We start from the raw sequence: 26,838 nt of genomic DNA on the forward strand, positions 1-26,838 counted from the left end.
AATCATGCCAGCCTGGTTGCATCTGATGGCGCAGTCGCTGTGGCCCCTCGTCTACGCGGGGCTCGTGTTTACTGTGCCGCTCACGCTCGCTTCGTTCGCGCTCGGATTGCTGCTGGCGTTTGCCGCCGCCCTGATCCGCCTGTTCGGGCCACGCTGGGCAGTGTCGATCGTGCGTTTCTATGTCTGGCTGATTCGCGGCTCGCCGTTGCTGGTGCAACTGTTCGTGATCTTTTACGGACTGCCGAATGTCGGGATCGTGCTTGACCCGTTGACGGCGGCCATCATCGGTTTCTCGTTGAATGTGGGTGCGTATAACTCCGAAGTGATTCGCGGAGTGATCGAATCGATTCCGAAAGGGCAGTGGGAAGCCGCCTATTCGATGGGGATGACGCGCGGCGAAGCGCTGCGCCGCGCGATCCTGCCGCAGGCGGCGCGGGTTGCGCTGCCGCCGTTGTCCAATTCGTTTATCTCGCTCGTTAAGGACACTTCGCTTGCGGCCGTGCTGACCGTGCCCGAGGTGTTTCAGGCCGCGCAACGCATCGCGGCGGTTACCTATGAGCCGCTGATTCTGTACTCGGAGGCGGCACTCGTTTATCTGGTGATCAGTTCGGTGTTGTCGTCGGCGCAAGTGAAACTCGAGCAGCGGTTCGGCCGGCATGCATTGTTCCAGGCAGGTAACGGATGATCAAGCTCGAACAGATCGAGAAGTTCTTTGGCGAACACCGCGTGTTGAGCAAGGTCGATCTGACGCTTGCCTCCGGCAACGTCACCGCCTTGATCGGCCCGTCGGGCAGCGGCAAGAGCACGCTATTGCGCTGCGTGAACCTGCTGGAGATCCCCGAGGGTGGTGCACTCGAACTCGGTAACCAGCGGCTCGAATTTAGCCGCGAACAAAAGCCCGCGCGCGACGCCGTGCTGGCGATCCGGCGCCGCACGGGCATGGTGTTTCAGAACTTCCAGTTGTTCCCGCATTTGACGGTCATCCAGAACGTGATGGAAGGACTGCTGACGGTGCAGAAGTGGGACAAGGCACGGGCGCGCGAGCGGGCGCATGAACTATTGACGAAGGTCGGCATTGCGCATAAGGCGGATGCGTGGCCCGCCACGCTGTCGGGCGGGCAGCAGCAGCGTGTCGCGATTGCGCGGGCGCTGGCGCCGTCGCCGGAGGTGTTGTTGTGCGACGAGCCGACCTCCGCACTCGATCCGGGCCTGGCCGCCGAAGTGGTCGAGGTGCTGAGGCAGCTCGCCAGCGAAGGCATGACGATGCTGATGGCGACGCATGATCTGCGTCTGGCGGCATCCATAGCACGGGACGTGGTGTTTCTGAATAACGGCGTCGTGGTGGAGGCGGGCGCATCGCGGCAGATCTTTACGCAGCCTCGCGAGGCGGAGACGGCACGCTTTGTGTCGACGCTGACGCAGCATTTGCCGGATGCCTGGGTGGAGTGAAGCGCGCGTACTGCTCCACCTGGCCGGCGTGACCTGCCCCTCCGACAACGGCACAAGGATTGGCCGAACGGCGCTGCGGACGCCTCCGTTGCAGCATCGCTGTAAACGCGATATCGAAAGCGGGAAATCTTGTTTGTGACAGGCGGCGCCGTTCGCTAGCATCCGACTCATAGCCGTATGCTGGCGATGCGCGTTTGAACGCTCATGCCGCATGCTTCTCGTCGTGCTGCTTGAATCCGGTTGGTCTTCTGGCAACGGAAACTCCGCCGGGTCCGGCGTGCGCTCTGCAGGTCTCCACTGTCCGATATGTCCAGCCTATCCACATTGACCCCTCCTGAATCTGACGGCAACGTAACCCGCCGCCTCGCACTGGCCATTACCAGTACCTCACCCGCTGATTCCACCGAAGCAATCGCTGCCGCGCGGCTCGGTGTGCTCGACTTTCTTGCTGCCGCCTTCGCGGGCGCGGACGATGCCGGTTATCGCAAGCTGCTGGCGGTGATCGGTGCCGGCAGTCGCGGCGAGGCCGCTGTGATCGGCTACCCGGCAAGCGTCAGCACACTCGATGCAGCCTTGCTCAACGGCTATGCGGGCCACGCGCTCGACTACGACGACGTGCACAGCAGCGTGCGTGGCCATCCCAGCACGGTCCTGCTACCGGCGCTGTTTGCGCTGGCGCAGACGCAGCGCAGCAGCGCAAACGAGGTGCTGGCCGCCTACGTGGTAGGCGTCGAGACGATGGCGCGGCTCGGTCTGGCGCTCGGCAGCCGCCACTACGAGCAGGGCTTTCACAACACCGCGACGCTTGGCACGCTAGGCGCCGCGGCGGCTGCGTCGTTCCTGCTGCGGCTGGATGCCGAGGCGATCGAAAACGCATTGGGGCTTGCCGCGACGCAATCGGCTGGCCTGCGTCTGCAATTCGGCAGTGAAGCGAAACCCCTGCACGCGGGACAGGCCGCCCGCGCCGGGCTGCTGGCAGCGCAACTCGCCGCCGCCGGTTTGCACGGCTCGCCCGGTGCTCTGGATGGCCCAACCGGCTTCTTCTCCGTGTTCGGAGCCGGCGCAGCGCAGCCTGCGAGGGTGCTGGAAGGCTGGGGTCCGCCCTGGCAGATTGTCGCGCCGGGGCTCTACTTCAAGCCGTGGCCTTGCTGCACGGCCACGCACTATGCCGTGCATGCAGCCTTGACGCTGCGCGCCGCGCATCGACTGACACCGCGGGATATCGAGCGCGTGGTCGTGACCTTCCCGCCCGGCGGCGATACGCCACTATCAGGCGAGCTACCGTCGACCGGTCTCGAAGCGCGCTTCAGCGTCGAATACGCGGTGGCCGCTGTGTTGACGGATGGCGGGGCGGGTGTCGCCACCTTCGCTGACGTGCCGGTACGCGCCGAATTGACGGCGCTGGCAGCACGCGTGTCGCGTACCCACGACGAGACTGCGCCACGCGCCTCGACCGATCCGTCGACGCGTTTCTCGACCGTCGCGATCACATTGAAGAACGGCACCGTGCTCAGCCATAAAACCGACCGGCTCTATAGCGCCGCAGACCTCCCCGCCAAATTCGCGGATGCGGTCGACCAGCACGCCGGATTCGCCACGCTGCCAGCCGTGGTAGACACGATGCAGAGCGCGGACGAACTCGCCTTCATTTTCGAAACGTTTGCAAAGATCAAAGCATGAGTACCCTTCACACCACAGCCGCAAAGCGCCAGATGCGCCTTGGACTCTTCATCCAGGGCGCAGGTCACCACGTCGCGGGCTGGCGTCATCCCGACGCGCAGGCCGGTAGCGAAAACCTCGCGTTGATGCAGCGGATCACCCAGACCGCGGAACGCGCGAAGTTCGATATGGTGTTTCTCGCCGACGGCCTGACGAGCGGGCCGGATGCGCATCCGTCGATGGCGATGCGCATCGAGCCGCTGTGTCTGCTGTCGGCGCTTGCGATGGGCACGCGGCACATCGGCCTCGCCGCCACCGCGTCGACGACGTATAGCGAGCCATATCACGTGGCGCGTGCCTTTGCCTCGCTCGATCATCTGAGCCAGGGCCGTGCCGCATGGAATGTCGTGACCACCTCGTACGACCGGACCGCCGCGAACTTCACGCGCGGCAATCATCCGGATCACGCGTTGCGGTACGAGATGGCCGGTGAATTCGTCGACGTGGTCAAGGGTCTGTGGGATAGCTGGGACGACGATGCGCTCGTGCGCGACAAGGCAAGCGGCGTCTACTTCGATCCCACCAAGGTGCATACGCTCGCTCACGAGGGCCGCTTCTTCTCGGTGAAAGGCCCGTTGAACGCATCGCGTCCTCCGCAAGGTCACCCCGTGGTGATTCAGGCGGGCTCCTCGGGTCCAGGGCAGGATCTGGCCGCGCGCACCGCGGAGGTAGTGTTCACCGCGCAGCAGACCCTCGACGAAGCACGCATCTTCTATCGCGACCTCAAGGGCAGGCTGGCGAAGTTCGGCCGCGAAGGTGAGCAACTGCATGTGATGCCAGGCGTGTTCCCGGTGATCGGCAGAACCGAGCAGGAAGCGAAGGACAAGTATGCCCAGTTGCAGCAGTGGACCGATACGTCGGGTGCCTTGACGCTGCTGTCCGATCGTCTCGGTCACGATGTCTCGAAGTTTCCGCTCGACGGTCTATTGCCGGAGCTGCCGGAGTCGGAGCAACTGAAAAGCCGTGCGAAGTTGCTAACCGACCTCGCACGCCGCGAAAACCTGACGCTACGTGAGTTGTATCACCTGGTGGCGGGCGCGCGCGGACATCGTATCGTATGGGGCACGCCGACCCAGGTCGCGGATGCGCTGGAAGAATGGTTCGTCGGCGAAGGTGCGGATGGTTTCAACATCATGCCGCCGTATTTCCCGGGTGGCCTCGATGACTTTGTCGAACTGGTGGTGCCGGAGTTGCAGCGGCGTGGCCTGTTCCGCACGGAGTATTCAGGCACGACGCTGCGGGACCATCTGGGACTGACGCGGCCGGCGAGTCGTTACGCGGCGCGCTGATCGTTAGTTCGAGTAACGAGGAATGTGGCCACATGCGTGTGCGCATGAGTTGCCAGATACGCCGCGTCCCCTGCGCGGCCTTCATCACATCAGATAGCGAACTTACGCAGATCGAGCGGGATCGTCTCACGCGCCGCGTCGTAGCGCGCTGCGTTGCGCTGGTCGTTTGCGGCCGTCAGCGAACGCGTCAGGAACGCCCGGGTGCGCGGACTTGCCGGCTCACGGAACAGGCGCTGCGCGGGACCATGTTCGACGATTACGCCGGCCTCCGTGAAGTACACCGCATCGCTGACTTCCTCCGCAAAGCGCATTTCATGCGTCACCAGCACGCAGGTCATGCCGTCCCTCACCAGATCGCGGATCACGGTCAGCACTTCGCCTACCGTCTCGGGATCGAGCGCCGACGTGACTTCGTCGAACAGGATCAGATCCGGTTGCATGGCGAGTGCCCGCGCGATGGCCACCCGCTGTTGCTGGCCGCCCGACAGTTCGCCCGGATAGGCGTGGGCCTTGTCGGCTAGCCGCACCTTCTCGAGCAGATCGTAGGCCGTGCGGGTTGCGTTCGCCTTGTCGCGGCGCAGGATGCGCACGGGTGCCATCACCAGATTGTCCAGCACGCTCAGATGCGGAAACAGGTTGTACTGCTGAAACACAAAACCCACGCGCTTGCGCAGTTCGATTTCGTCGCGCTCCGAATTGAGTTGATCGACGCACGTACCGTCTACCTCGATGCTGCCGCTTTGCGGTTTGAGCAGGCCGGTAATACAGCGCAGGATAGTGGACTTGCCGGAGCCCGACGGGCCGATGATCGAAACGGCCTGGCCTCGGAATACGTCAAGATCGATACCGTTAAGCACCGGATTTGCGCCGAACGCGAGGTGTACGTTGCGCAGGCTGACGAGTGGGCGCGCCGCGGCGCTCGCTGTGGAGGAGGGATCAACGAAAGGCATAGCGTTTTTCGAGGCGTCGCGTGAAGCGCGCAATCGGGTAGCAGTAGACAAAGAAGAGTCCCAGTACGGTGAAGTAGACCAGCACCGTGAAGTCGGCGCGCGCAACCGTATTGCTCGCGACCTGAGCGGTATCGAGCAGATCGTGCACGCCGACCAGCGAGGCGAGGGCAGTGCCCATCGTGATGCTTGCGTACAGGTTCATCCACGGCGGCAGCATGCGTTTGACGCACTGCGGCAGAATGATCCAGCGGAACACCTGGGCGCGGCTGAAGGCGAGCGAACGCGCGGCGTCCCACTGAGCGTGCGGAATCGACTGGATCGCGCCGCGGAAAATCTCGGCCACGTTGGCGCTCGCCGGCAAGGCGAGGCCGAGCGTCACCTTGAACCAGTCGGGAAATGGCAGCGTGTGATGGCCGAGCGCAATCTCGAACGGAAACACATAGGTCGAGAAGTAGATCAGCACCAGCAGCGGCGCGTTGCGAAACACCTGCACGTAGATGCGGGCCGGCACGCGCACGATACGCAGCGGCGACAGCAGCAGTGGCCCGAGCGCAAGTCCCGTCAGGGTGCCGAGCGCGACAGCCAGCAGACTGATTTCGACGTTGACCCACAAGGACTTGATGAGTGCAGGGGCCCACGTGACGAGCGCAGCCAGCGTCACGTTGTGAGTGTGGCCGGCAAGCTCGCGTTCGAGCAGCGCGAGGAGCACGCCCACCACGATAACGGCGACCACCGCGCGCGGCCGGCGCCCGCGTTCACCTCCGGCATCGAGAGCGAACGGCTCAGTGGCCATAGCCGGGCATCCTCAGACGGGTTTCGAGCCAGCGTCCCGCACGGTTGACCACGTGCGTCAGCGCGCCGAAAAACAGCAGGATCAGGATCATGAGTTCAAGCACGTTGTCGCGCTGCGTCCAGATCATGATAGACGCATATGTCACGTCACCGACTGCGATGGCCGAGGCGATGGTGGTCATCTTCACCAGATCGACCATGTTGTTGACGAGAGCCGGCAATGCGAAGCGCACGGCGAGCGGCAACTGCACGTTCCATAGCCGTTGCCTGCGACTGTAGCCGAGCGATTGCGCGGCTTCGAGCGTTGCGCGCGGCACCGCTTCGATGCCGGCGCGTAGCGCTTCCGCGTGAAATGCACCTTTATGCAGTGCGATCACAATGACGCTCCAGATGAACGGCGTCAACGGATTGCCACCTAGTTCACGCAGCGCCTGACTCAGCAACATGTTTAGCACGAGAAACGCGCAAAAGAGTTGCACTAGCGTCGGCGTGTTGCGGGTGACCTCGACGAAGATGCGCGCGGGTCGCGCCAGCGCCGCGCGTGGCGAGATCAGCATGGCAGCCAGCAGCACGCCTGCTATCAGGCTGAAAAAGGCGGTCACCAAGGAAAGTTCGAGCGTTACCAGCATGCCGTGGAGGAACGACGCGCGTTCGTCGGCGGCGAGCAGGAAACTGTAGTCGAGCCCAAACTTGTTGAGTGCGGCTACGGCCTGTTCGGGCAGCCCCTGGCTCATGCCGGTTGTGCCTTGAATTTCGCGTGCAGGTCGAGTACTGCTTGCGACGGCTGCATGCCGTTTTTACGTTCGGTATCGATCAGCCATCCCGAACGATGCCAGTCCTCGACCACTTTCTCGAAGGCGTTCTGCGTATCGGTTTCACCCTTGCGGACCCAGATTACCGAGGGCGAGGGGATCAGATCGCTCGACACGGGGATCGTGTAGTCCTTCCAGTCCGGATTGCGTGCGACCAGCAGGCGCAGGGTCGGCGCGACATGCACTGCGGCTACGCAGTTGTTGCCGCGCAATGCGAGCAGCGATTCGGGCTGGCCGCGGAACGCCTTCACCTGTGCGCCGTACTGCTCGGCGAGCGGTTTCGTGTAGTTGCTGCCTTGCGAAACGCACACGGCCTTGCCGCGCAGGTCGTTCCATGACTTGATGCCGCTGTCTTTGCGAGTGATCAGCGCGCCGCCGATTTCCTCGAACGGTGTGGGCGGATACGCGAGAATCTGCGCGCGCTCCTCAGTCACTTCCATGTTGGCGATCAGCGCGTCGACCTTGCCCTGCTGCAGGAACTGCACACGATTGGATGGTTGGACAGGGATCATTTCGATGTCCACGCCAAGGCGTTTTGCGAGGTTCTCCGCGAGATCGACGTTAAAGCCGAGCGGCTTTTGCGTGGCTGGGTCGAGCGAGCCGAACGGCGGTCCGGACAGGATCACGCCGACCACGATTTTGTGGCGTTCGTGAATGCGGTCTAGCGTGCTGTCGGCGTGAGCGGCGCTCGCGCCGAGGGCGACGGCAAGCAGAAGGGTGGTGCGGATTACGGTGCCCCGTGCGAAGGTGCGAAGCCAGAGCCGATAGGAAGGTTGTTTCATTGCGTGGCAAGTCAGACGGTTAGACATAGGAGTTGGTCTTGTGAATGGCGGCGTGCCTTGCCGCTTCCTGTTTCAAATCGCTTTGGATTGCTTTAGACCGCTTCGAAGGCGTCGAGCCGTTCGAGCAACTGCGCACGCAGATCCGTAAGCACAGGATCGCGCCGGTCGCGCGGCCGCGGTCTTGTGACGCGATATTCGCGGTCGATGCGCCCAGGCGCCGCCGCCATCAGCAGCACGCGGTCGCTTAGATACAGGGCTTCGTCCAGATCGTGCGTGACCAGCAGGGCGGCTGTGCCGTGCGCTCGCACTACGGACAACAGCAAGGCCTGCAGGCGCATGCGCGTCATCGCGTCGACCGCGCTAAACGGTTCGTCGAGCAACAGCAGATCGGGCTGCGAAAACAATCCGCGAGCGATTGCGACGCGCTGCGCCATGCCACCCGAGAGCGCCTTCGGCAACGTGCCCCCTTGACCTGCCAGTCCCACTTCGACGAGCAACTGTCCCACCCGCGGCTCGCGTCCGCCGCCAGAACCTGCCTCGAAGCCGACGTTATCGGCCACCGTCAGCCACGGCAGTAAACGCGGCTCCTGGAAGATCACGCCAATCTGCGACGAAGGTCCGCTCAATGGCACACCGTTCAAACGCACTTCGCCGTGATACTGACGGTCCAGTCCGGCGACGATACGCAGCAACGTACTTTTGCCGCAGCCGCTGGGACCGACCAGGCTCACAATCTCGCCATGTCCGATGCGCAACGACAGATGATCGAGCACCGTCCGGGCGGTGTAGTGCTTGGCTTCGACATGCACGTCCAGCAGGGGCGATTGACTGGATTTACTCATCGTTTCCCTCGCGCGTGTGCCTGATCGCTGTACGCGTCGAAAGCATCGCGCCAGCCAAGCACGCTGTTTTCCAGCCAGCGCATGGCGCCGTCGCTCAGCTTCCCGAGTATGGCGAGCAGGATGATTGCGCCGAATACCAGATCGGGGCGACCGGTTTCACGGCCATCGCTCAACATGTAGCCGAGGCCGCGGGTGGCCGCGATCAGTTCGGCGGCGACCATGAACATCCATGCGAGGCTCAAGCCTGTGCGCAAGCCCGTAAAAATTTGCGGCAGCGCGGCGGGCAGGAGAATCCGTCTGAACAGTGAGGCGGGTGTGAGCCGGTAGATCGCGCCGAGTTCGACGAGCTTGCGATCGACGCCGCGAATGCCCGCCACCACGCTCAGATGCACGGGGAAAAACGCGCCAATTGCAATCAAGGTGATCTTGGGAGCCTCGTCGATGCCCATCCACAGCAGCAACACGGGCACCCATGCCAGCGATGGAATCGAGCGCAGTGCCTGAAAGCATGGCTCGAGCAGGGCTTCGAGGCGGCGGCTGAGGCCCATCGCGGCACCGAGGACTAAAGCTAGCGTGGCGCCGATAGCGAAGCCCGCCAGCACGCGCAGCGTACTGGCCGCAATATGACGCGTGAGGCGCGTAGCACCCATTTGCCACAACGTCTGCGCAATCGTGCTCGGCGCGGGTAGGAGATGATCCGGCACGACGTTCGTGCGCACCAGTATTTCGATCAGCACGAGCAACGCAACGGGTAGTGCGAGACCTGCGATATGCCAGTGGCGCAGGCTGCCATGGAACGGCGGCACGCGTGACTTTGCGTTGTCGTTGCCGGCGTCCGCGCTATTCCCATCGGCCAACGGTAGCGCAGGCTCCGTGAGCCTCTGCGCCGCAGCGACGTCGAACGGTACCGATTCGTTGGAAGCAGACGCCATCGTCAAACTCACTGGGCCCGTGCCGCTGTCACCACCGGCTGCGCGACCTGCGAATCGACCAGTGCATCGATCACCTGCGGCAAATCGGTACCGGGCTTTACCAGGTCCTCCTGAACGAGAATCGGCGCTGCAGCCTTGAGCGCTTCAATCTGCTGTGCGCCCGGAACAGGGTAGCTGAAATCGTTGCGCTGCAACTGCAGCTTTGCGACCGGCAGCGAGACCTTCGATTCGTCTGCAACGATTTGCGCGGCGTCGTCCGGATGCGCGATGATCCACACGCGTGCCTTTTCGTAGACCTTCAGCACGCGCGCAACCGTCTCGGGATATTGCTGAAGAAACGCTTCGCGCGCGTCCAGAAAGCCGTACGTGTTGAAGTCGACGTTGCGATACAGCAGGCGGTCACCGTCGTCGATCTGTGCGGCGGCCATATGCGGATCGAGACCCGCCCATGCATCCACCTGGCCGTTCGCGAGCGCGGTGCGCCCATCCGGATGCTGCAGGTTCACGAGCTCGACGTCGTCGCGCGTCAGCCCCACCGTATGGAGCGCACGCAGCGTGAACAGGAACGGATCGGTGCCCTTGGTGGCGGCGATCTTTTTACCCTTCAGGTCGGCGAGCGTCTTGATCGGCGAGTCCTTGCGCACCACCAGGGCGGTCCATTCGGGTCGCGAGAAGATATAAACGGCCCGGATCGGATTGCCGTTCGCCTTGCCAAGCACGGCCGCAAGGCCTGCTGTCGAGCCAATGTCGATTGCACCGCTGTTCAGGTATTCAAGCGCGCGGTTGCTGCCGAGACTCAACACCCATTTGATCTGCGCATGGTCGGGTTTGAACTCGTCTTCAAGCCAGCCATATCGTTTGATGACGAGACTTTCCGGCGAGTAGTACGCATAGTCGACGCGGATCTCCGGCGGGGTCGCGGCATAGGCCGTCGCCATCGTCACGAGGCCTGAGGCCAGCACAGCCAGCAGCATGGCCAGCCGGGCCGACGAACGATTGAAGAACCGCTTCATTTAGGTCTCCCAGTTTCCAGAGATCGGTGTGAACAGACCGATCAATGTAATGAAAGACGCTGCTTTTACGAACTAACGAAAGATCACAAGGAAACCAGCGGCAGCGATATCGCATGCGTGGCGGAGTGGGGGCGGCGTTTGCCGGCGTTAAAGCGTCGGAACTGGCGTTGCGTTGGTTGGGTGAGATCCGAGGCGAGCACCTCTGTTCGTCGGGCGCGCGTGCCTTTCCGTCTTTGCCACCACGCACCGCCCGGCCTGCTGCGCGTCATCAATTCGGCTTGACGAACCTCAACGTCATGCGATCCGATTCCCCAATCGCGGCAAAGCGCGCCTTATCGACACTGCCGCCCTCGTAGGTCGGCGGCAGCGACCAGACGCCGTGCGGATAGTCCTTGGTGTCGCGCGGATTGCTGTTGATCTCGCTGCTGCCGGCCAGCTTGAACCCGGCGGCCTGCGCATGTTCAATCACGTAGGCTTCGGTGACATAGCCGCTGTCGATCATCTGTTGCAGCGACGTGCCCGGCGCCGCGCGATGCTCTTCGACGCCGAGGATGCCACCCGGCTTCAGCGCGCGGTAGAACGCTTGCAGGTTGGCGTCGATCTGGCCGTCCTTGATCCAGTTGTGGATATTGCGGAACGTGAGAACGCGGTCGACGTTGCCGTTCGCCTCGAAGCCATTGAACTGTCCCGCCTGCAGCGTGCCGACGACGACCTTGCCGTAGAGGGCCGGTGTCGCCGCCAGCTTGCGGGCAAATGCGGCGTCACCTGCCTTCTCTTCTGCCGCGGCGGCCGGCGACGGGCTTTCGTATTCGGCCTCGTAGAGCGTGCCGTGATCGTGCAGGTAGGGCGCGAGAATGTCCGTGTACCAGCCGCAACCCGGCGCAATTTCGAGGACCGTTTGCGTCGGCGCGATCTCGAAGAACTGCAGCGTGCCTTGCGGATGGCGATAGACGTCGCGCGCCTTCGCGGCGTCGCTGCGCTGCGGGCCGGCGACGGCCGAGGCTAGCGAGCTATCGTTCGATGGGACGCACGCGCAGGCCGCAACGAGTAGCGTGGCGGTCAGTCCGGCGAGGGTGTTGCGCAGCGTGCGAAGCATCGGATGGGAGTGGTGAGTCATGGCGCCTGTGATGGGTTCGGGTGGGCCGCAATGCAAACGGCAACAGGCGTAAAGATAAGCGTTTGTGGCGCGCTTTGCACGCGGGCGCGGTTTCAGCAGGTTCCGTGGATTCGGCGTATCGTAACTCGCCAGTTAGCCGATCAACCGGAGAGTCCTGCATGTCTAGCCAGCCACGCCCGCCACGCCAGTTGCGCCTCGGCGCCTTCATGCGCCCTGTGACGATCCATACCGGCGCATGGCGCTATCCGGGCGCCTACCCCGACGCCAACTTCAACTTCTCGCACATGAAGCGCTTCGCACAGACACTCGAGCGTGGACGTTTCGACGCGTTTTTCATGGCCGATCATCTGGCCGTGCTCAACATGCCGGTGGAGGCGCTCAAACGCAGTCACACGGTCACCTCGTTCGAACCGATGACCTTGTTGCCGGCGCTCGCCGCCGTGACCGAGCGTCTCGGCCTGATCGCCACGGGGTCTACGACGTTCGACGCGCCTTATCACGTCGCGCGCCGCTTTGCCTCGCTCGATCACATCAGCGGCGGCCGCGCGGGCTGGAATCTCGTCACCACCTCGAACCCGGACGCCGCGCTCAACTTTGGTCTCGAAGAACATGTTGAGCATGACGAACGATATCGCCGCGCGCGCGAGTTCTTCGATGTCGTCACCGGACTATGGGACAGCTGGGCCGACGATGCGCTGATTCGCGACGTCGAGTCCGGCATCTTCTTCGATCCGGACAAGCTGCATGTGCTCGATCACAAGGGCGAATACTATTCGGTGCGCGGGCCGCTCAACATTGCACGTCCGGTGCAGGGCTGGCCTGTGATCGTCCAGGCCGGTTCGTCCGAAGCGGGGCGGCAGATCGCCGCCGAAACTGCAGAGGCGGTTTTCACTGCGCAGACCACGCTTGCGGACGGTCAACGCTTTTACGCAGATGTCAAAGGCCGCATGGAGAAACTCGGGCGCTCGCGTGACCATATGAAGATTCTGCCGGCCGCTTTCGTGGTGGTAGGCGACACGCTCGATGAAGCGCTGGAAAAGCGCGCACGTCTGGACACATTCGTGCATTACGACAGTGGGATCGCGTCGCTTTCCATCGCACTCGGACACGATGTGTCGGGCTTCGATCCAGATGGTCCGCTGCCGGAAATTCCCGAGAGCAATGCGAGCCGCACGAGCCGATTGCGCGTCGTTGAATGGGCCGAGCGCGACAAGCTCACCATCCGTCAACTGGCGCAGCGCATCGGCGGTTATTCAGGACTGGAAATGGTCGGCACGCCCGCGATGATCGCCGATCAGATGGAGGCGTGGCTGGTCGGCGAAGGCTCGGATGGTTTCAACGTGATGTTCCCGTACCTGCCTGGCGGCCTCGACGATTTCGTCGACAAGGTGATTCCCGAGTTGCAGCGCAGAGGCATCTTCCGGCGTGAATACGAAGGCGCAACGTTACGCGAAAATCTTGGACTGCCGCGGCCGGAGAACCGGTTTTTCCGCACGTGACGACGGGTTGCCGATGGCACCCCTGAAACGGAGGTGAAACGTAAATTGCATACGGCTTTTCAGGCGAAGTGAAGGGGCGAAACACGAAGGCTGAAACCAGCCGTGTGCGGCCCACGTATAAAGGATGCGTACATGGCAGTCCTGCCATGCAAGAGCATCGCGACTCGTCTATGCTGGTACAAGGTCCGGTCGAATTACTGCAGCTAATTTGGCAGATGAGTTTGCAGATATGTTTGCGCGCAATCTTGCGGGCAATGCGGCGTACGCGACCCACTTCACTTTGTCGGAGGCAACATGGAACTAACATCGAAGAAGTTTTGGCAGGCCGTATTGTGTGCGGCAGCGTTGGGCGTCGCGGCTCAAGCAGGCGCGCAGGGGCTTTCTCCGCAGGACGATGTGAATGCCCCTCAGAACGGCAAGCAGTTGATGCCGAACGCGGCGCTGGGCAGCGAATATCCGTCGCACGGCAATCAGCAGGCCGGTGAAATGAACCTCAACCCGGTGGATCCGCGCGCGCAACTGGCCAATGGACTGCCGAACAATGCGGAGGCGGGCGGGTACGGCGCGCCGCTCGCCGGTGTGCGCACCGCTGTGGCCCCGTCGAACTGAGCGTATGTGCGCATGATCCACAGGTGCGGATCATGCGTCCGGCTTTCAGGCGCGCAGCGCGGCCCGTACGCTACAATGCCGACAGCCTGAAAACCGGAATATCAATGAAGATCCGCACTCTATCTATCGCATGCGTAACGACCGCCGCCGTGGTGCTCGCGGGGTGCACGGCCGTCTATAAGAACACCGACGCGTGTGAACAGGCGATGCGCAGCAAGCTGGCTGACGTGTCGCCTGAGCAGATGCCCGAGGCGTCGATCGACAAGCTGTCCGTCGATCACACGGGTACCGGCATCCACGGTTCGCGGGTGGTGGTCGAGGCGTCGCTGTCGCATATGCAGACGGCTTCGGAAGTCGCGGCGGCGTCGGCGCCCAAGGGGGCCTCGGGGGCTGCGGCGGCTTCGGCTGTTTCAGTGGCCTCCGCTAGTCCGCGGGCGTCGCACGGACAGATGGCTTCGGCGGCGGCCGCTGCTGCGGTGGACTCGTCGGACGCGGCGTCGGACGGGGTGAGCACGACGGCCAAGCCAGCCACGGTCGTCGCAGCTGCGTCGGGCGCCTCTGCGGCGGCGGCAAATGCCAAACCGGTCAAGCCCAAGAAGGTGGTCAAGTCTGCCGCTGTCGAATGCAGGTTCGACGGCCTGAATCTGGCGTCGTTCCGTTGGCTGGCGCCCCCGGAACTCGTGAAGACCAACGACACCGCCGCGAGCGATACCCAGGAATAACCGCGTTGCCGTGAGCTGAGCCGCCAAGCCCCGTCTGACCTTGTGGCGGGGCGTGCAGGCCGGCGGCCCGTGACCCGGGCGCGCGTTCTCCAACCCTCAAGCGTGAGCGACGGTGTTAGCACCGGCAGCACCAGCCACCGCCGCTCGCGCATTACGCCTGCGCTCCTCGCGCACGAGACGCAGCACGCGCTCGCCGAATACCTCCGGACATCCCTCGAAGAACCGCTCCACCGCCTTGGTCTCGATCAACTGGCGGCGCAAGGCCTCGCGTTCGTCGTGCCGGGTCACCATTCGCACCGCCGCTTCGACATAAGCCTCGACTGTCTGCGCCGTGGTCCAGGTTGGCATGCCAGCGCGTGCGAACAGCGCGCCGTCGATACGCTCGAACACCTCCGGACCGGTCTTGCACACCCCCGGCAGGCCAAGCGTGAACGCGTCGACGATCCCGTTGGTGTTGCCGAACGGGAAGGGGCTCAGGAACAGATCCGAATCGTCGACGCGCGCCAGGTAGTCGGCGTATTGGTGAAAGCCATGCGTCACGGCGCCCGGCACGGCCGCGCCGATGACGCGGCGCATGTGCTGGAGCGGCAAGCCGTAGCTATTGCCGGTCATGAAGTGGAATTGCACCGGAAGCCCCGCGCGCTCCTGAATCTGCCTGCAGGCATCGAGAAAGGCCGGATTGAGCTTCATCGGACTCGCGGTGATGACGATCTGGACAGTCTCGCGCCGCTGCGGCACGCGTGGAGCGATCTCGGGCAGCGCGAGCGATGCCCGGTACGGCTGGCCGTCCTTGGGCAGTCTTAGCAGGCGTTCGCTGAAACAGGCCGCATCGCCGACGTAATCTTCTTCGACGCTGATGTAATCGATCTTGTCCGAGTGGGTGGTGGCCGGATGGCCCAGGGCTGCTATCTGCAGCGGCGCGATCCGCAGGTTCGACATGAACACCGTCAGGACGAACATGCCGACGCTCGGCATATAGAGCACGTCCGGTTGCTCGGCCACGGCGAAATCGCGGATCGTTTTCAGGCATTCGCCGATGTAGTCCGGCTGCTCGAGTTCGATAAAGCGGTCGAAGACGGCGCGGCCCGCGTCGTCGATCGCGTAGCCGAAACCGAAGCCGACCACTTCGAAATGTTCGCGCGCGGCTTCGATGGTCCGCGAATGCGTGCGGTAGATTGAATGCGCGCCGCCGAACCACTCGACCACCACCAGCATCAACGGTTTCTTGCCGCGCTGCGCGCCGCCGGTGGGGTGCGGCTGTACAGGCGGAGGCAGATCGGTCAGGCCAAGCTGGTCGAGCTTGCGGCGTACCAGCACGTTGATGTCGCGCTTCACCGCGTGACGCCGCGGCGTGTCGGCGTAGCTGCAGAACATATACGCGTTGTGCAATACGGCCGAGGGCAGGTCGTCGAGATCGTCGATCTGCCGCAGCCTGCCGGGCAGCCATTCCAGCAGCGCCTCGCGCTTGCCGTGTGCATTGGCCGAGCCGTGAAAGAGCGGCGCCATCAGGACCAGTGCGAGGCAGGCGGCCATGGTTTTGTCGTGCACCCACAGGGCGGCAAAGTCGAGCTCAAGGTCCGACTCGCTCGAATAGAGCACGCATAGCTTTTCGATGAAACGGTCGCCGGGCATGAATTGCCGGTCGGCGGGCCCGCGCGGATTCAGGTGGCGTACCACGTGATCCGCGTTGCCGAACGCCGTGGATGAAAACAGCACGCTGATCCACTCGTGCAGCGTCAGCATCAGCTGCAAGCATACCGCGTGAGGGCGATACTCCGGGCTGGCGAACAGCGTGGATGCTGCACTCGTCAGACGCGTACAAAAGCGCTCATGCTGCTCGGCAGTTGATAATCCCTCCATGCCCGAAGCACGAAAGCTCTCATCCAGCTGGCCACGCTTCATTTGCAGGAGCGCCAGCGCCGCGACGAACTTGACCGAAGCCTGGTCGTGCGCCTGGCTATATACGAGTTGCTCGAATTCGTCGAGCAAAAATGAGTCTTCCATTGCTTCAATCTTCTATACAGACAACGGGATCTTCGTCGCGCGAGCAGCCATGAAGATCTGCAAGCGAAAGCGTGAACGCCATGGTTTCGATTCTTTAAAGATAGGCATGACTAACAATGTAGACATGTTGTCCGCCAAGAATCGGATTATCGCAGTTGGCCTGTATCAAATAAGCCCGGCCTGGGACTTTGGGAATTTTCTCTGCACGCAGGCCGGGACCCCATCGTCATGTCTCAGAAGGCGTAGTAAGGACCGCTGCCCGCCGAGGTAAGGCGCGACTCGATGGCCGTGTAGATGCGCCGTCCGTAGAAGAATGGCAGGCCCCAGCCGAAGCTGTTGCTGGTGATGCCGGCAAGGTTGTCGAAGGCGTTGTTGGTGCTGTTGAACAGCGTCCTCGAATTGCCCACCGAATAGGCCACCGTCGAACTGGTGCCGTCCGTGCCCCTGATGCTCGCGCTGGCCGATACCGTCGCAGCCGGGCAATACCACAGGCCGCATTCAGGCAACCCCGCGTTGGCGATAAAGAGCGCGTTCGAGCCGCTGTCCAGGTAGCTTTGCGAGTACGTTTGCGCGCCGCTGACCGTGGTCACGTAGCCGCTCTGTGAATTCGCCCGCAGCACGGTGGCGCCGCCGAGCACGTTATTGGCCTGGGTGCCGATCCCGAAAATAAGCGATCCCGCCACCGACGGCGCGCCGCCCGCCGCCACCGCCGGCAGGTCGATCACGACGCCGTTGTTGTCGAGGGGGAACGCGCTCACGGGGTTGGTGACCTGCTGGGCGAGCGGCTGGGCACTCGCCTGACAGGCGCCGCTCGCGGTGCAGCTGTAGTACCAGCGCGGCGCCGCGGAACTGTTGCAGGTGCCGCCGCAATCCGCCGCAAACAGGCCAACGCCGAGAATGCCGTTGCCGCGCAGCGTGGCGACTGTCTGCATGGCGAGGCCTGTACCGGCGCAGTCCGACGGTACGGTGGGCACGACGGGATCGGCGATCAGCTGGATCGGCAGCGACGCGGCGAGCTGGCCGGCCATCCTGACATCCGCGCTGCGCACCGCTCCCCACGTGTAGCCGCCGCCGAACACCGCGCATTCGCCGGCGCTGCCGCTGCCCGATGGCAGGGCCGCCAGTTGCAGGCTGGCCGGCAGCGCCGAGGCGAGGATGCGCAAGCCCTGCGAGCCGGTGTCGACCTGAATGTTGTCGATGGTGGCGCAGTTGCTGGTGCCGGGCGCGCAGATCGTGACGCTGGTGGTGAGCATATTGCGGGTGAGTCCGGGCGCCGCGGTGACTGCGATCGGCTGCACATTCGGCGTGGTGGACTGCCCGACCGCCGCCGGAGCGCTGGCTGGGGTGGTCGGCGTTTTCGTGGAGCCAGACGCCGCCGCCGGCGCGGCGGCACCGCTGGCGGCGCTCAAGTCGCTCCCGCCTCCGCCGCCGCAGGCGGCGAGTACGCTGCAAAGCACGCTGGAAAGGAAAAGAAAGAAGACGAGGTGGGTCCTCATGGCGGGCTCCTTCATGGCAGATCGTCAGGGGTGACGCCGGCAGGCAGCGCGCCCGGCAGCCACGTGCGGCCCACGTAGCTGCGCATCTGACCGCCCGATTCGACGATCACGTCGGGCTGGACCACGCGCGAGTCGTGCAGGTCATGGCTCGCCGCGAGCGCAGCGGCCGCCCCGGCCCGATAGGAGGCGTAGTAGGGGCCGAGCAGCGCCGGCAGGTCGGGCACGGTCGGGCCCTGCCAGGTGTAGGCGAAGATCTGACCGGTGTTCGATGCGTAGGCGTTGATCGTCGTGCCGCCCGCGTCCACGCTCGTGAGGCGCTCCACGGCGCCGTTGAGGATTGGCACCGGCGGGGTTCCCGCGATGCCGGCCAGAGTGCCGCCGAGCGCCGCGTGAGCGGTTGTCACGGGAAGTAATACGGAGATCGCCGCCGATAGCACGACGCCTCTGTAGAAAGGCATTAGGATGTTCCTCGACACTTGCATGGCGGCCCTCTCATTGTTTTTTAATATGACGAATTCAAGATATCACTGAGGTTTCCTGATCAATGTGGGTGGGGCCTGGCGGACTGGCTACAAATCTCAAAAGGAAGCGGGCGCGGAAGTCGGGAATGGTCCGTTAAAACAAGGAGATATTGCTTCTGACAGGACTCTCTGACGTTGCTGTCGGGAGTGTTGTGAATTGTTAAATCGCACTGACGGAGTGGGAGCTAAATCTGCCTCTCGTGTCAGATTTTGGCGCGCGCTCGGCGCGTTTTTCGAGGTGTTATCAACCGCTTCGGCGAGGGGTGGATGCAAGCCCTCAAAACCGTGTTTTCGGTGTCGTCCAGCAGGGGCCAAACCGGCTTTTTGCACAGGTCGGTCCGGGATCGGTAAAATAACGGGTTGATCCACGGAAACTTGCCGTGGCGTAGCGGAAGGATTCCCTGAACATGACTGATCTTCGTCTTACCAAGCGGTATGCAGTATTGCTGGTGGCAGGCGGGCTGGTTGCCGGCGTCGCCGGTTGCGGTACCTCGTCGCCGACCCAGATTGACTACAAGAGCGACTCCAAATCGAAGCAGGTGTCGCTGGCAGTGCCGCCGAACTTGATCGATGAGACGTCCGATCAGCGCTCGCTTCCGCCGCAGGGCGGTCAAACCTCGCTGTCCGCCCTCAACCAGGTGCAGGCGCAGGCGCCGGTTACCAGCCTGGGCGTGCTGCCGCCGGTCAAAGGCATGCATATCCAGCGTGACGGCACCGAAAGCTGGCTCGTCATCGACAACAAGACGCCCGACCAGGCCTGGGCGCAAATCCGCCGTTTCTGGCAGGAACAGGGCTTCCTGCTGGTGGTCGACCAGCGCGACAAGGGCGTGATGGAAACCGACTGGAACGAGACCCACGCGCAGATCAACGACGGCCTGATCCGCGACACGCTGTCGAAGGCGATGGGCAACTCGTACGTGGCTTCCGAGCGTAACAAGTACCGCACCCGCCTCGAAACGGCGCCGAACGGCGGCACCTACGTGTTCATCAGCCAGAAGGGCATGCAGGAAGCTCTGAGCGGCGCGAACAACGAGTCGACCACGTGGCAGCCCAAGCCGAACGATCCCGGCCTCGAAACCGAATACCTGAAGCGCCTGATGGCGTCGCTGGCGCTGGCCGATGCGCGCGGCGCTTCGGGCGATACGCAAAGCACGGCTCTCTCGCCGGCCGGCACGCAGACGGCGCCGGGCGCAGCAACCGCCGGGTCGAGTTCCGCTATTGCGAAGACGGCTGCGCAAAACGTCGCGCTGGCAGCCCAGCAACCCTTCCCGGACCAGAACCAGACGTCGAACACTTCGGCTCAGTTCACCTCCACCGAACTCACGCTGGGCGAGCCGTACGATCGCGCATGGGCGCGCGTGGGTCTTGCGCTCGACCGCAGCAACTTCACGGTCGATACCCGCGACCGTACCCGCGGGCTGTATTCGATCCGCTATGTCGATCCGAAGGACATGCGCTCGGAAGAGCAGGGCTTCTGGAGCCAGGTCATGCACGGCCATACCGAGAAGGTCGCCAAGACGTATCTGGTGAACGTACGGGCCGTTACGCCGGATCAGACCCGTGTAGCCGTGGTTGACGACAAGGGCAATATCGACTCGTCGCAACCGGCCAAAGAGATCATGGCCCTCGTGGTCGATCAGTTGCACTGAGCCCTCGCTGCTTCGTCAAAAGCCCGCCTGGTATGGCTTCCAGGCGGGCTTTTTTATGCCCGTGGCCGGCGCCTTATGGCTGGCCCAGCAACGGATGTGCGCCTCGCATGGAGTTTGCTTGTCTGCCTGAACCAAGACCAAGGAGACCTGCCATGTTCGACGTGATTCCCTACTGGATGTGGGCAGCCAGCCTGCTCATTCTCGCGCTGGTGTGCGGCGCGGCCCTCTCGGCGCATGAGTCGAGGCATGCGCCGACGCGAGTCCGGGGCGTGGCGGCACGCGCCAAATGGCGCGTGCGCTGAACGGCGCACCGCCCGGGCGGGCTCGTGTGCCGAGCGCGCGTAACGTGACGTTACGGCGTAACGCGCCGCAAAAGCCCGCCTCTTTTGCCGACGACGCGAAAAATAAATATAAAAATCAATGACCTGCGTTTTCGTGTCAAAGGTATTTCAGATTGGCACACAAGCTGCTTTATCTACCTCATGAGGCCTGACTGGCCGCACGCAAGCCGCTCACGCGGTGCTGGCGCGCGACGTCGGTTTGCCTCACTACAGCACGATTCAGCGCCGGGCTAACGACCCGGTGCTTTGCCCGATGACGGCCTGCGCGCGGCGCGCGCGGCCCTGGTGGCCCCGTCGCCTATCCTCGTAGGGCGACGGTTTCGCCCGCGCTTCCATGAAGCGCGGGCTATTTTTTTTGCGCTGGCGTTTTTAGGTGTCCGCGCTGCTGGGACGGCGCGGCTTCACCCACGGAATCCGTTTGACCACACCCGTGGCGAGCGCGGTGCCGATCAGAATCACCACACATCCTTCGAGCATCCCCGGCGAGACGCTTTCGCCGAGAAACAGTGCGCCCCACAGGATGCCGAAGATCGGGATCACAAAGGTGACGGTGATGGTTTTTGCAGGACCGATGGCGGCGAGCAGATGAAAGTACAGCATGTACGCGACACCCGTGCAGGCGACGCCCAGTGCGATAACCGCTCCCCACGCGTTCAGCGAGATCGGCGCGGCGGGCCAGTAGATCATCGCCAGCGGCAGCAAAACCACGGTGGCGCCGGTCATCGTGCCGGTGGCGACGGTGAGCGCGTCGACGCCGCTCAGGTGCCGTTTGGCATAGTTGGCGGCAATGCCGTACAGCAGCGTCGCGCCGAGTGCGGCGGCCGCAGCGAGCGCGGTTGTCAATGGCGTCGCGCTGCCGCCGTGGGGCGAGACAATCTGATCCCACACCAGCATCAACACGCCGAGGAAACCGACTACGAGACCGAGGCTGCGCAACGCGCTCAGGCGGTCCTTTAACCAGAGGAAGGCCACGAGCGCGCCCCATAGCGGCGTGCTGGCGTTGATCACCGAGGTGACGCCCGCCGACAGCGTCAACTCCGCATACGCGAACAGGCAGAAAGGCGCCGCCGAATTGAGAATGCCGACTATCACCAGCGGCACGGCCCGGCTGCGCAGCGTGGCGAGCGACTCGCGCAGTGGACGTCGCACGATTAGCACGATCGCGAGAGACAGTGCGCCGATGCCGACCCGCAGGGCCATCAGCGGGGCGACCCCGAAGTCGGTCACGCCGACCCGGATGAAAAGGAACGACGCTCCCCATAGAGCGGCGAGGATGATGAGCTGGAGCAGATTTCTGGAGTTCATTTGAGGCGCGTCTCGCGCGGTTGAGTCGAGACGCGAAGTGATGGTACCCGCGTGAACGCGCGGATATTTCACGCTGGAATGAAACAGCAAGATCTTCTTGCCGACCGGCTTCTTCGACGGGGATAGGGTAGGCGGCGCGCTCGTTTGCGTAAAACGAGCAATTCTCACGGCTATGTGAGGAAAATTGACGGAAAGCCGAGGCAAAAAAAACGGGCACGCCCTCCAAGCGTGCCCGCCGTCATGCCTCCGGCTGTGCGCTCGCTCAGTGCGGGATCATCCACTGCAGATAGTTCTGCTGCAGCCACACGATGATGCCAAGCACGATCGTGAGAATCAGCGAGTGCTTGAACGTCTTGGCGAACACCACACCTTCCTTGCCTTTGAGTTCGGTGGTGGCAACGCCGGTGGAGATGTTTTGCGGCGAGATCATCTTGCCCATCACACCGCCCGACGAGTTCGTCGCTGCCATCAGGATCGGGTTCAGGTTGAGCTGGTTGGCAGCCACCACCTGGAGATTACCGAACAGCGCATTGCCTGACGTGTCGCTGCCCGAGAGGAAGACGGCAACCCAACCGAGGAACGCCGACACCAGCGGGAAGAATGCCCCCACCGACGCGACACCGAGACCGAGCGTGTAGGTGAGCCCCGAGTAGTTCATCAGATAGGCGAGCCCGACGATGGTCGCTACCGTCAGAATGGCGATGCGCGTCTGCACCCAGGTGTCGACGATGGCGCGGCCGAACTCGGCCAGCGAGAGCTTCACCAGCAACGCCGTGATGATCGCGGCAACCAGGATGGCCGTGCCGGTGGCGAGCGGCTGGAAGTCCCAGATGGCCCCATACGCCGTGTGATACAGCGTGATGTAGACCGCCTTGTCGAGACCGGGCCACGGCACCTTGACGTCGCCGATCGTGAAGACCTTGGCGATCGTCCAGACGATCACGACCACTGACACAATGATCCACGGATACCAGCCCTGCGCGCCGCTGATCTTGCTGTCGCGCACTTCGTTGATGCGATCGACGTTGACGGCGAACTTCGGATCCGGGGCAGGCTTCCAGAACTTCAGGAACGACACCGTCACGATCAGCGAAACCAGCGAGGAGAGCACGTCGGTCAGGCTGTAGTTGACGTAGTTCGAGGAGATGAACTGGGTGACGGCGAAGCTGCCGCCGGCCACCAGCAGCACCGGCCAGATGCGCAGCATGTTACGAAAGCCCGCATACACGGCGATCACATAGAACGGCAGCAGGAACGCGAAGAACGGCAACTGGCGGCCGATCATCTGGGCGAGGCTGTTGGCCGGCAGGTGCGTGACCGCGGCGAGCACGGTGACCGGCACGCCGAGCGCGCCGAAGGCGACCGGCGCGGTATCGAAGATCAGCGTGAAGGTCAGGGCTTCGAGTGTCGGGAAGCCGAGCAGGATCAGCAGTGAGCTGGTGATCGCGACCGGTGTGCCGAAGCCGGAGATGCCTTCGAGCAGCGCGCCGAACGAGAAGCCGATCACGACGAGCACGATACGGCGGTCGTTCGGCAGATTGTCGATCATCCACATGCGGAACGCGGCGAAGCGTCCCGAGCGTTGCGCGATGTTGTAGAGCAGGATCGCCGCGACGACGATCCACATGATCGGCCAGAGCGCGAAGACCGCGCCGGCGACGACCGTGTTGATGGCAAGCCCGACCGGAAATTGCCAGCCGAAGATCGCCACCAGCAGCCCGACGATCAGTCCGGCGAGCGACGCCTGCCATGCCGGGCGCCGGGCCCAGCCAAGCAGCACGAGGACCACGAGGATAGGTAGTGCAGCGACGATGAACGACGGGAATAGCGAATTGCCAATCGGGGTCAACAGTTGGTGAAACATCACGTCTCCTTCGTTGTTGTTCGAGTCGACGCGACCCGCTGCATGTTATGTGACGCGTCGAATGTGGCAGAACGGATGACGGTATGGCTGCGTGTGGGACAGCACCGTGTTCTCTATTTAAACAGATAATGCATGCGGCAGCATCAGGATAGAGCGCGCGCTGGCGCAGTCAAGACGGGGAAACCAGCGGCGTATGGACGGCAGTGGGCATAGATGGCGCGCAGGTGGCTGGCACCTGGCGCGGGCCTGACCTGGCGGTCAGATTGGGTCTGTCACAGGCCGGGAAAAGAGGTGATGCTGGGTGTGTATTCCGACGTGGCTCATTGGTTCATCGGCTCAGTGCCAATGGCCTCCGCCACCGCCATGCCAACCGCCGCCGTGCCAGCCACCGCCGTGCCAGCCGCCACCCCAGCAACAGCCGCCGCCCCAGAAGCCGGCAAAACCGACCGATACCGATGGTCCCCAATACGGGTAACCATAACCGTAGCCATATCCGTAGTACGGATAGGCCGGGGCCGCATACGGATAAGCCGCATAGGGATACGCGGAATAGGCCGGCCCGACATCCGGAGCCGGCGTATAGATCTGCTGGCTAGCCGCGGTCGCCGCCGGTGACGGCACTACATAGCTACCCGAAGCCGTCACCGACGGCGGTGGCGGCGCGGGGATCGGGTTGTGCTGGTTCAGCGCGCCAACGGGCTCGCCGTTCGCATTCACCGCCACGGACGTCTGCGAGGAACCCGTGGTTGGGTAGTAGCCGTTCGCGCCGTAGGGATAGTAGCCGTAGGGGTAGTAACAGCCCGCGAGGGCGAGCGCGGCAGCCGCGGCGCCAAGACGGGTGATAGCCGAAAGTGGACTCATGGCATGCTCCTGATGCAGCTCGATGCCGCGATGGTTAATGTTCGAGAGGTTGCAAACCGGCATCTTCCACTCAGAATACCCCTGAGCGATTCGGGTCAGGTTGCAAACAGGTTACCGCTTATTTCAGTGCCGTGCCGGATGTGTCCTGGGTAAGGGCTTGTCGGGATTGGCGCGCATTCGGGTCGCTTCGAACCGTGCCCGCAAAAGAAAAGGGCCCGCCAGCGGCGAGCCCTTGAGTTGCACGAGAAGCGAGGTGGCGCATCCTGCCGGCGCCACCCACCGGCCTCACTGCCGCTGATAAATCTCGGCGCCCTTTTTCATGAACTCGATCGACTTCACTTCCATGCCTTTCTTCAAGGCTTCGTCGTCGGTCACACCTTGCTGCGCGGCGAACTCGCGCACGTCCTGCGTGATCTTCATCGAGCAGAAGTGCGGGCCACACATCGAGCAGAAGTGCGCGACCTTGGCCGAGTCCTTCGGCAGCGTTTCGTCGTGGAATTCACGCGCCTTGTCCGGATCGAGACCGAGGTTGAACTGGTCTTCCCAACGGAATTCGAAGCGCGCTTTCGACAGCGCGTTGTCACGCACCTGCGCGCCCGGGTGACCCTTCGCCAGATCCGCCGCATGGGCCGCGAGCTTGTACGTGATGATGCCGGTCTTGACGTCGTCCTTGTTCGGCAGACCCAGGTGTTCCTTCGGCGTTACGTAGCAGAGCATCGCCGTGCCGAACCAGCCGATCATCGCAGCACCGATGCCTGACGTGATGTGGTCGTAGCCCGGGGCGATGTCGGTGGTCAACGGTCCCAGCGTGTAGAACGGCGCTTCGTCACACCATTCCAGTTGCAGGTCCATGTTCTCCTTGATCAGTTGCATCGGCACGTGGCCCGGGCCTTCGATCATCGTCTGCACGTCGTGCTTCCACGCGATCTGCGTGAGCTCGCCGAGCGTCTTCAGTTCGCCAAGTTGCGCTTCGTCGTTGGCGTCGTAGATCGAGCCGGGACGCAGGCCGTCGCCGAGCGAGAAGGCCACGTCATAGGCCTTCATGATTTCGCAGATGTCTTCGAAGTGCTCGTACAGGAAGCTTTCCTTGTGATGCGCGAGACACCACTTCGCCATGATCGAGCCGCCGCGCGAGACGATACCCGTCATGCGCTTCGCCGTGAGCGGCACGTATTGAAGACGCACGCCGGCGTGGATCGTGAAGTAATCGACGCCTTGCTCCGCCTGTTCGATCAGCGTGTCGCGGAAGATTTCCCACGTCAGGTCTTCGGCCTTGCCGTTGACCTTTTCCAGCGCCTGGTAGATCGGCACCGTGCCGATCGGCACCGGCGAATTGCGGATGATCCACTCGCGCGTTTCGTGGATGTGCTTGCCGGTGGAGAGATCCATCACCGTGTCGCCGCCCCAGCGGATCGCCCACGTCATCTTGTCGACTTCTTCGCCGATCGACGAGGTCACCGCCGAGTTGCCGATGTTCGCGTTGACCTTCACGAGGAAGTTACGGCCGATGATCATCGGCTCGCTTTCGGGGTGATTGATGTTGTTCGGGATGATCGCGCGGCCGCGGGCCACTTCGTCGCGCACGAATTCCGGCGTGATTTCGGTGAGACCGTTCGGACCGAAGGCACTCGCGCCGAATGCCTGGCCCGGATGCTGACGGCCCATCATCGCCGCGAGCTTTTCGCCGTTCGGACCGCTCGTCTTGAGCGACTCAAGATACGCCGCGCGCTGCTGGTTTTCGCGGATCGCGATGTACTCCATTTCCGGCGTGATGATGCCTTTGCGCGCGTAGTGCATCTGCGAAACGTTGGCGCCGGCTTTGGCGCGGCGCGGCGTGCGATGCAGGCCCTGGAAGCGCAGATCGGCGGTGGCCGTATCGGCGGCGCGTTCGCGGCTGAAGTCGCTCGACAGACCGCTTAGCGCTTCGGTGTCGCCGCGTTCTTCGATCCAGCGTTGACGCAAAGCCGGCAGACCCGCGCGGATATCGATCGTGGCATCCGGATCGGAGTAGGGGCCCGACGTGTCGTAGACGAAGACCGGGGGATTCTTCTCGCCGCCGAAGCTGTCCGGTGTATCCGACTGGCTGATTTCGCGCATCGGCACGCGGATATCGTCGCGTGAGCCAGTGACGTAGATCTTGCGGGAATTCGGCAGCGGGGCGACAGCGGCCGCATCGACGTGAGCGTCGGCGGAAAGGAACTTCGGATTGGCGTTCATGCATTTCTCCATGCAAAGCTCTATGTGGGGCCGCTAAGCAGGAGACGAGATGG

The 26,838-nt window shown here is 63.3% G+C and carries 24 protein-coding genes; 9 read left to right on the plus strand and 15 right to left on the minus strand.

Going from position 1 to position 26,838, the window contains the following annotated elements; translation table 11 throughout:
- The first annotated feature begins 4 nt into the window (after window positions 1-4).
- From BUS06_RS09550 to BUS06_RS09565, 4 genes are all read left to right on the plus strand, one after another.
- Window positions 5-685, plus strand: a complete 681-nt coding sequence (locus BUS06_RS09550; protein ID WP_074264050.1) for an ABC transporter permease subunit — start codon at window positions 5-7, stop codon at window positions 683-685.
- Window positions 682-1,449: an amino acid ABC transporter ATP-binding protein gene (locus BUS06_RS09555; protein WP_074264051.1), complete on the plus strand. Its 768-nt coding sequence runs from the start codon at window positions 682-684 to the stop codon at window positions 1,447-1,449. The genes BUS06_RS09550 and BUS06_RS09555 overlap by 4 nt, the downstream gene beginning before the upstream one ends.
- Before the next feature lie 306 nt (window positions 1,450-1,755).
- Entirely contained in the window at window positions 1,756-3,129 is a 1,374-nt protein-coding gene (locus tag BUS06_RS09560; protein ID WP_074264052.1) for an MmgE/PrpD family protein, read from the plus strand.
- The gene (locus BUS06_RS09565) at window positions 3,126-4,457 is read left to right on the plus strand and encodes an LLM class flavin-dependent oxidoreductase (RefSeq protein WP_074264053.1); all 1,332 of its coding nucleotides are present in this window, start codon (window positions 3,126-3,128) and stop codon (window positions 4,455-4,457) included. The genes BUS06_RS09560 and BUS06_RS09565 overlap by 4 nt, the downstream gene beginning before the upstream one ends.
- A gap of 89 nt (window positions 4,458-4,546) precedes the next feature.
- Here the strand turns inward: BUS06_RS09565 and BUS06_RS09570 are convergent, their stop codons facing one another.
- The 8 genes from BUS06_RS09570 to BUS06_RS09605 form a co-directional block, all read right to left on the minus strand.
- Complete coding sequence (locus BUS06_RS09570; RefSeq protein WP_074264054.1) at window positions 4,547-5,407, minus strand: amino acid ABC transporter ATP-binding protein; 861 nt, start codon at window positions 5,405-5,407, stop codon at window positions 4,547-4,549.
- Window positions 5,394-6,200 carry an amino acid ABC transporter permease gene (locus BUS06_RS09575; protein WP_074264055.1) on the minus strand — a complete coding sequence of 269 codons (807 nt, stop codon included), beginning with the start codon at window positions 6,198-6,200 and terminating at the stop codon, window positions 5,394-5,396. Before BUS06_RS09575 ends, BUS06_RS09570 begins: the two co-directional genes overlap by 14 nt.
- Entirely contained in the window at window positions 6,190-6,933 is a 744-nt protein-coding gene (locus BUS06_RS09580) for an amino acid ABC transporter permease (RefSeq protein WP_074264056.1), read from the minus strand. The genes BUS06_RS09575 and BUS06_RS09580 overlap by 11 nt, the downstream gene beginning before the upstream one ends.
- Window positions 6,930-7,793, minus strand: coding sequence for a transporter substrate-binding domain-containing protein (locus BUS06_RS09585; protein ID WP_074264057.1), 864 nt, complete (start codon window positions 7,791-7,793; stop codon window positions 6,930-6,932). The genes BUS06_RS09580 and BUS06_RS09585 overlap by 4 nt, the downstream gene beginning before the upstream one ends.
- Before the next feature lie 92 nt (window positions 7,794-7,885).
- The gene (locus BUS06_RS09590) at window positions 7,886-8,635 is read right to left on the minus strand and encodes an ABC transporter ATP-binding protein (RefSeq protein WP_074264058.1); all 750 of its coding nucleotides are present in this window, start codon (window positions 8,633-8,635) and stop codon (window positions 7,886-7,888) included.
- Window positions 8,632-9,567, minus strand: coding sequence for an ABC transporter permease (locus BUS06_RS09595; protein ID WP_083611379.1), 936 nt, complete (start codon window positions 9,565-9,567; stop codon window positions 8,632-8,634). The genes BUS06_RS09590 and BUS06_RS09595 overlap by 4 nt, the downstream gene beginning before the upstream one ends.
- A gap of 8 nt (window positions 9,568-9,575) precedes the next feature.
- Window positions 9,576-10,580 (minus strand): aliphatic sulfonate ABC transporter substrate-binding protein, encoded by a 1,005-nt coding sequence (locus BUS06_RS09600; RefSeq protein ID WP_074264059.1) that lies wholly within the window; start codon window positions 10,578-10,580, stop codon window positions 9,576-9,578.
- Between the two features lie 268 nt (window positions 10,581-10,848).
- Complete coding sequence (locus BUS06_RS09605; RefSeq protein ID WP_074264060.1) at window positions 10,849-11,697, minus strand: class I SAM-dependent methyltransferase; 849 nt, start codon at window positions 11,695-11,697, stop codon at window positions 10,849-10,851.
- Between the two features lie 158 nt (window positions 11,698-11,855).
- Between BUS06_RS09605 and BUS06_RS09610 the strand changes: the two genes are divergently transcribed.
- The 3 genes from BUS06_RS09610 (at window position 11,856) to BUS06_RS09620 (ending at window position 14,527) form a co-directional block, all read left to right on the plus strand.
- Complete coding sequence (locus BUS06_RS09610) at window positions 11,856-13,196, plus strand: LLM class flavin-dependent oxidoreductase (RefSeq protein ID WP_074264061.1); 1,341 nt, start codon at window positions 11,856-11,858, stop codon at window positions 13,194-13,196.
- A gap of 294 nt (window positions 13,197-13,490) precedes the next feature.
- The gene (locus BUS06_RS09615) at window positions 13,491-13,805 is read left to right on the plus strand and encodes a hypothetical protein (protein WP_074264062.1); all 315 of its coding nucleotides are present in this window, start codon (window positions 13,491-13,493) and stop codon (window positions 13,803-13,805) included.
- A 104-nt stretch (window positions 13,806-13,909) separates the two neighbouring features.
- Entirely contained in the window at window positions 13,910-14,527 is a 618-nt protein-coding gene (locus BUS06_RS09620; RefSeq protein ID WP_074264063.1) for a hypothetical protein, read from the plus strand.
- A gap of 96 nt (window positions 14,528-14,623) precedes the next feature.
- Here the strand turns inward: BUS06_RS09620 and BUS06_RS09625 are convergent, their stop codons facing one another.
- From BUS06_RS09625 to BUS06_RS09635, 3 genes are all read right to left on the minus strand, one after another.
- Window positions 14,624-16,531: a glycosyl transferase family 1 gene (locus BUS06_RS09625; protein WP_074264064.1), complete on the minus strand. Its 1,908-nt coding sequence runs from the start codon at window positions 16,529-16,531 to the stop codon at window positions 14,624-14,626.
- A 233-nt stretch (window positions 16,532-16,764) separates the two neighbouring features.
- Window positions 16,765-18,027, minus strand: coding sequence for a DUF3443 domain-containing protein (locus BUS06_RS09630; protein WP_074264065.1), 1,263 nt, complete (start codon window positions 18,025-18,027; stop codon window positions 16,765-16,767).
- Window positions 18,028-18,038: 11 nt separating this feature from the next.
- Window positions 18,039-18,485, minus strand: coding sequence for a DUF2844 domain-containing protein (locus tag BUS06_RS09635; RefSeq protein WP_074264066.1), 447 nt, complete (start codon window positions 18,483-18,485; stop codon window positions 18,039-18,041).
- Between the two features lie 470 nt (window positions 18,486-18,955).
- On the opposite strand from BUS06_RS09635, the gene bamC reads away from it, so the two are divergent.
- Complete coding sequence (bamC, locus tag BUS06_RS09640; RefSeq protein WP_074264067.1) at window positions 18,956-20,197, plus strand: outer membrane protein assembly factor BamC; 1,242 nt, start codon at window positions 18,956-18,958, stop codon at window positions 20,195-20,197.
- A gap of 152 nt (window positions 20,198-20,349) precedes the next feature.
- Entirely contained in the window at window positions 20,350-20,499 is a 150-nt protein-coding gene (locus BUS06_RS37815) for a hypothetical protein (protein WP_167379382.1), read from the plus strand.
- A gap of 408 nt (window positions 20,500-20,907) precedes the next feature.
- Here the strand turns inward: BUS06_RS37815 and BUS06_RS09645 are convergent, their stop codons facing one another.
- The 4 genes from BUS06_RS09645 to thiC all read right to left on the minus strand — a co-directional run bounded on the left by BUS06_RS09645 (window position 20,908) and on the right by thiC (window position 26,785).
- The gene (locus BUS06_RS09645) at window positions 20,908-21,843 is read right to left on the minus strand and encodes a DMT family transporter (RefSeq protein WP_074265998.1); all 936 of its coding nucleotides are present in this window, start codon (window positions 21,841-21,843) and stop codon (window positions 20,908-20,910) included.
- Between the two features lie 262 nt (window positions 21,844-22,105).
- Window positions 22,106-23,707: an L-lactate permease gene (locus BUS06_RS09650; protein WP_074264068.1), complete on the minus strand. Its 1,602-nt coding sequence runs from the start codon at window positions 23,705-23,707 to the stop codon at window positions 22,106-22,108.
- Between the two features lie 336 nt (window positions 23,708-24,043).
- Window positions 24,044-24,568, minus strand: coding sequence for a hypothetical protein (locus BUS06_RS09655; protein ID WP_074265999.1), 525 nt, complete (start codon window positions 24,566-24,568; stop codon window positions 24,044-24,046).
- A 285-nt stretch (window positions 24,569-24,853) separates the two neighbouring features.
- Window positions 24,854-26,785 (minus strand): phosphomethylpyrimidine synthase ThiC, encoded by a 1,932-nt coding sequence (thiC, locus tag BUS06_RS09660; protein ID WP_074264069.1) that lies wholly within the window; start codon window positions 26,783-26,785, stop codon window positions 24,854-24,856.
- Window positions 26,786-26,838 lie beyond the last annotated feature (53 nt).

Origin of the sequence: Paraburkholderia phenazinium, from assembly GCF_900141745.1 — a bacterium.
In the GTDB taxonomy this organism is placed as follows: Bacteria; Pseudomonadota; Gammaproteobacteria; order Burkholderiales; family Burkholderiaceae; genus Paraburkholderia; species Paraburkholderia phenazinium_B.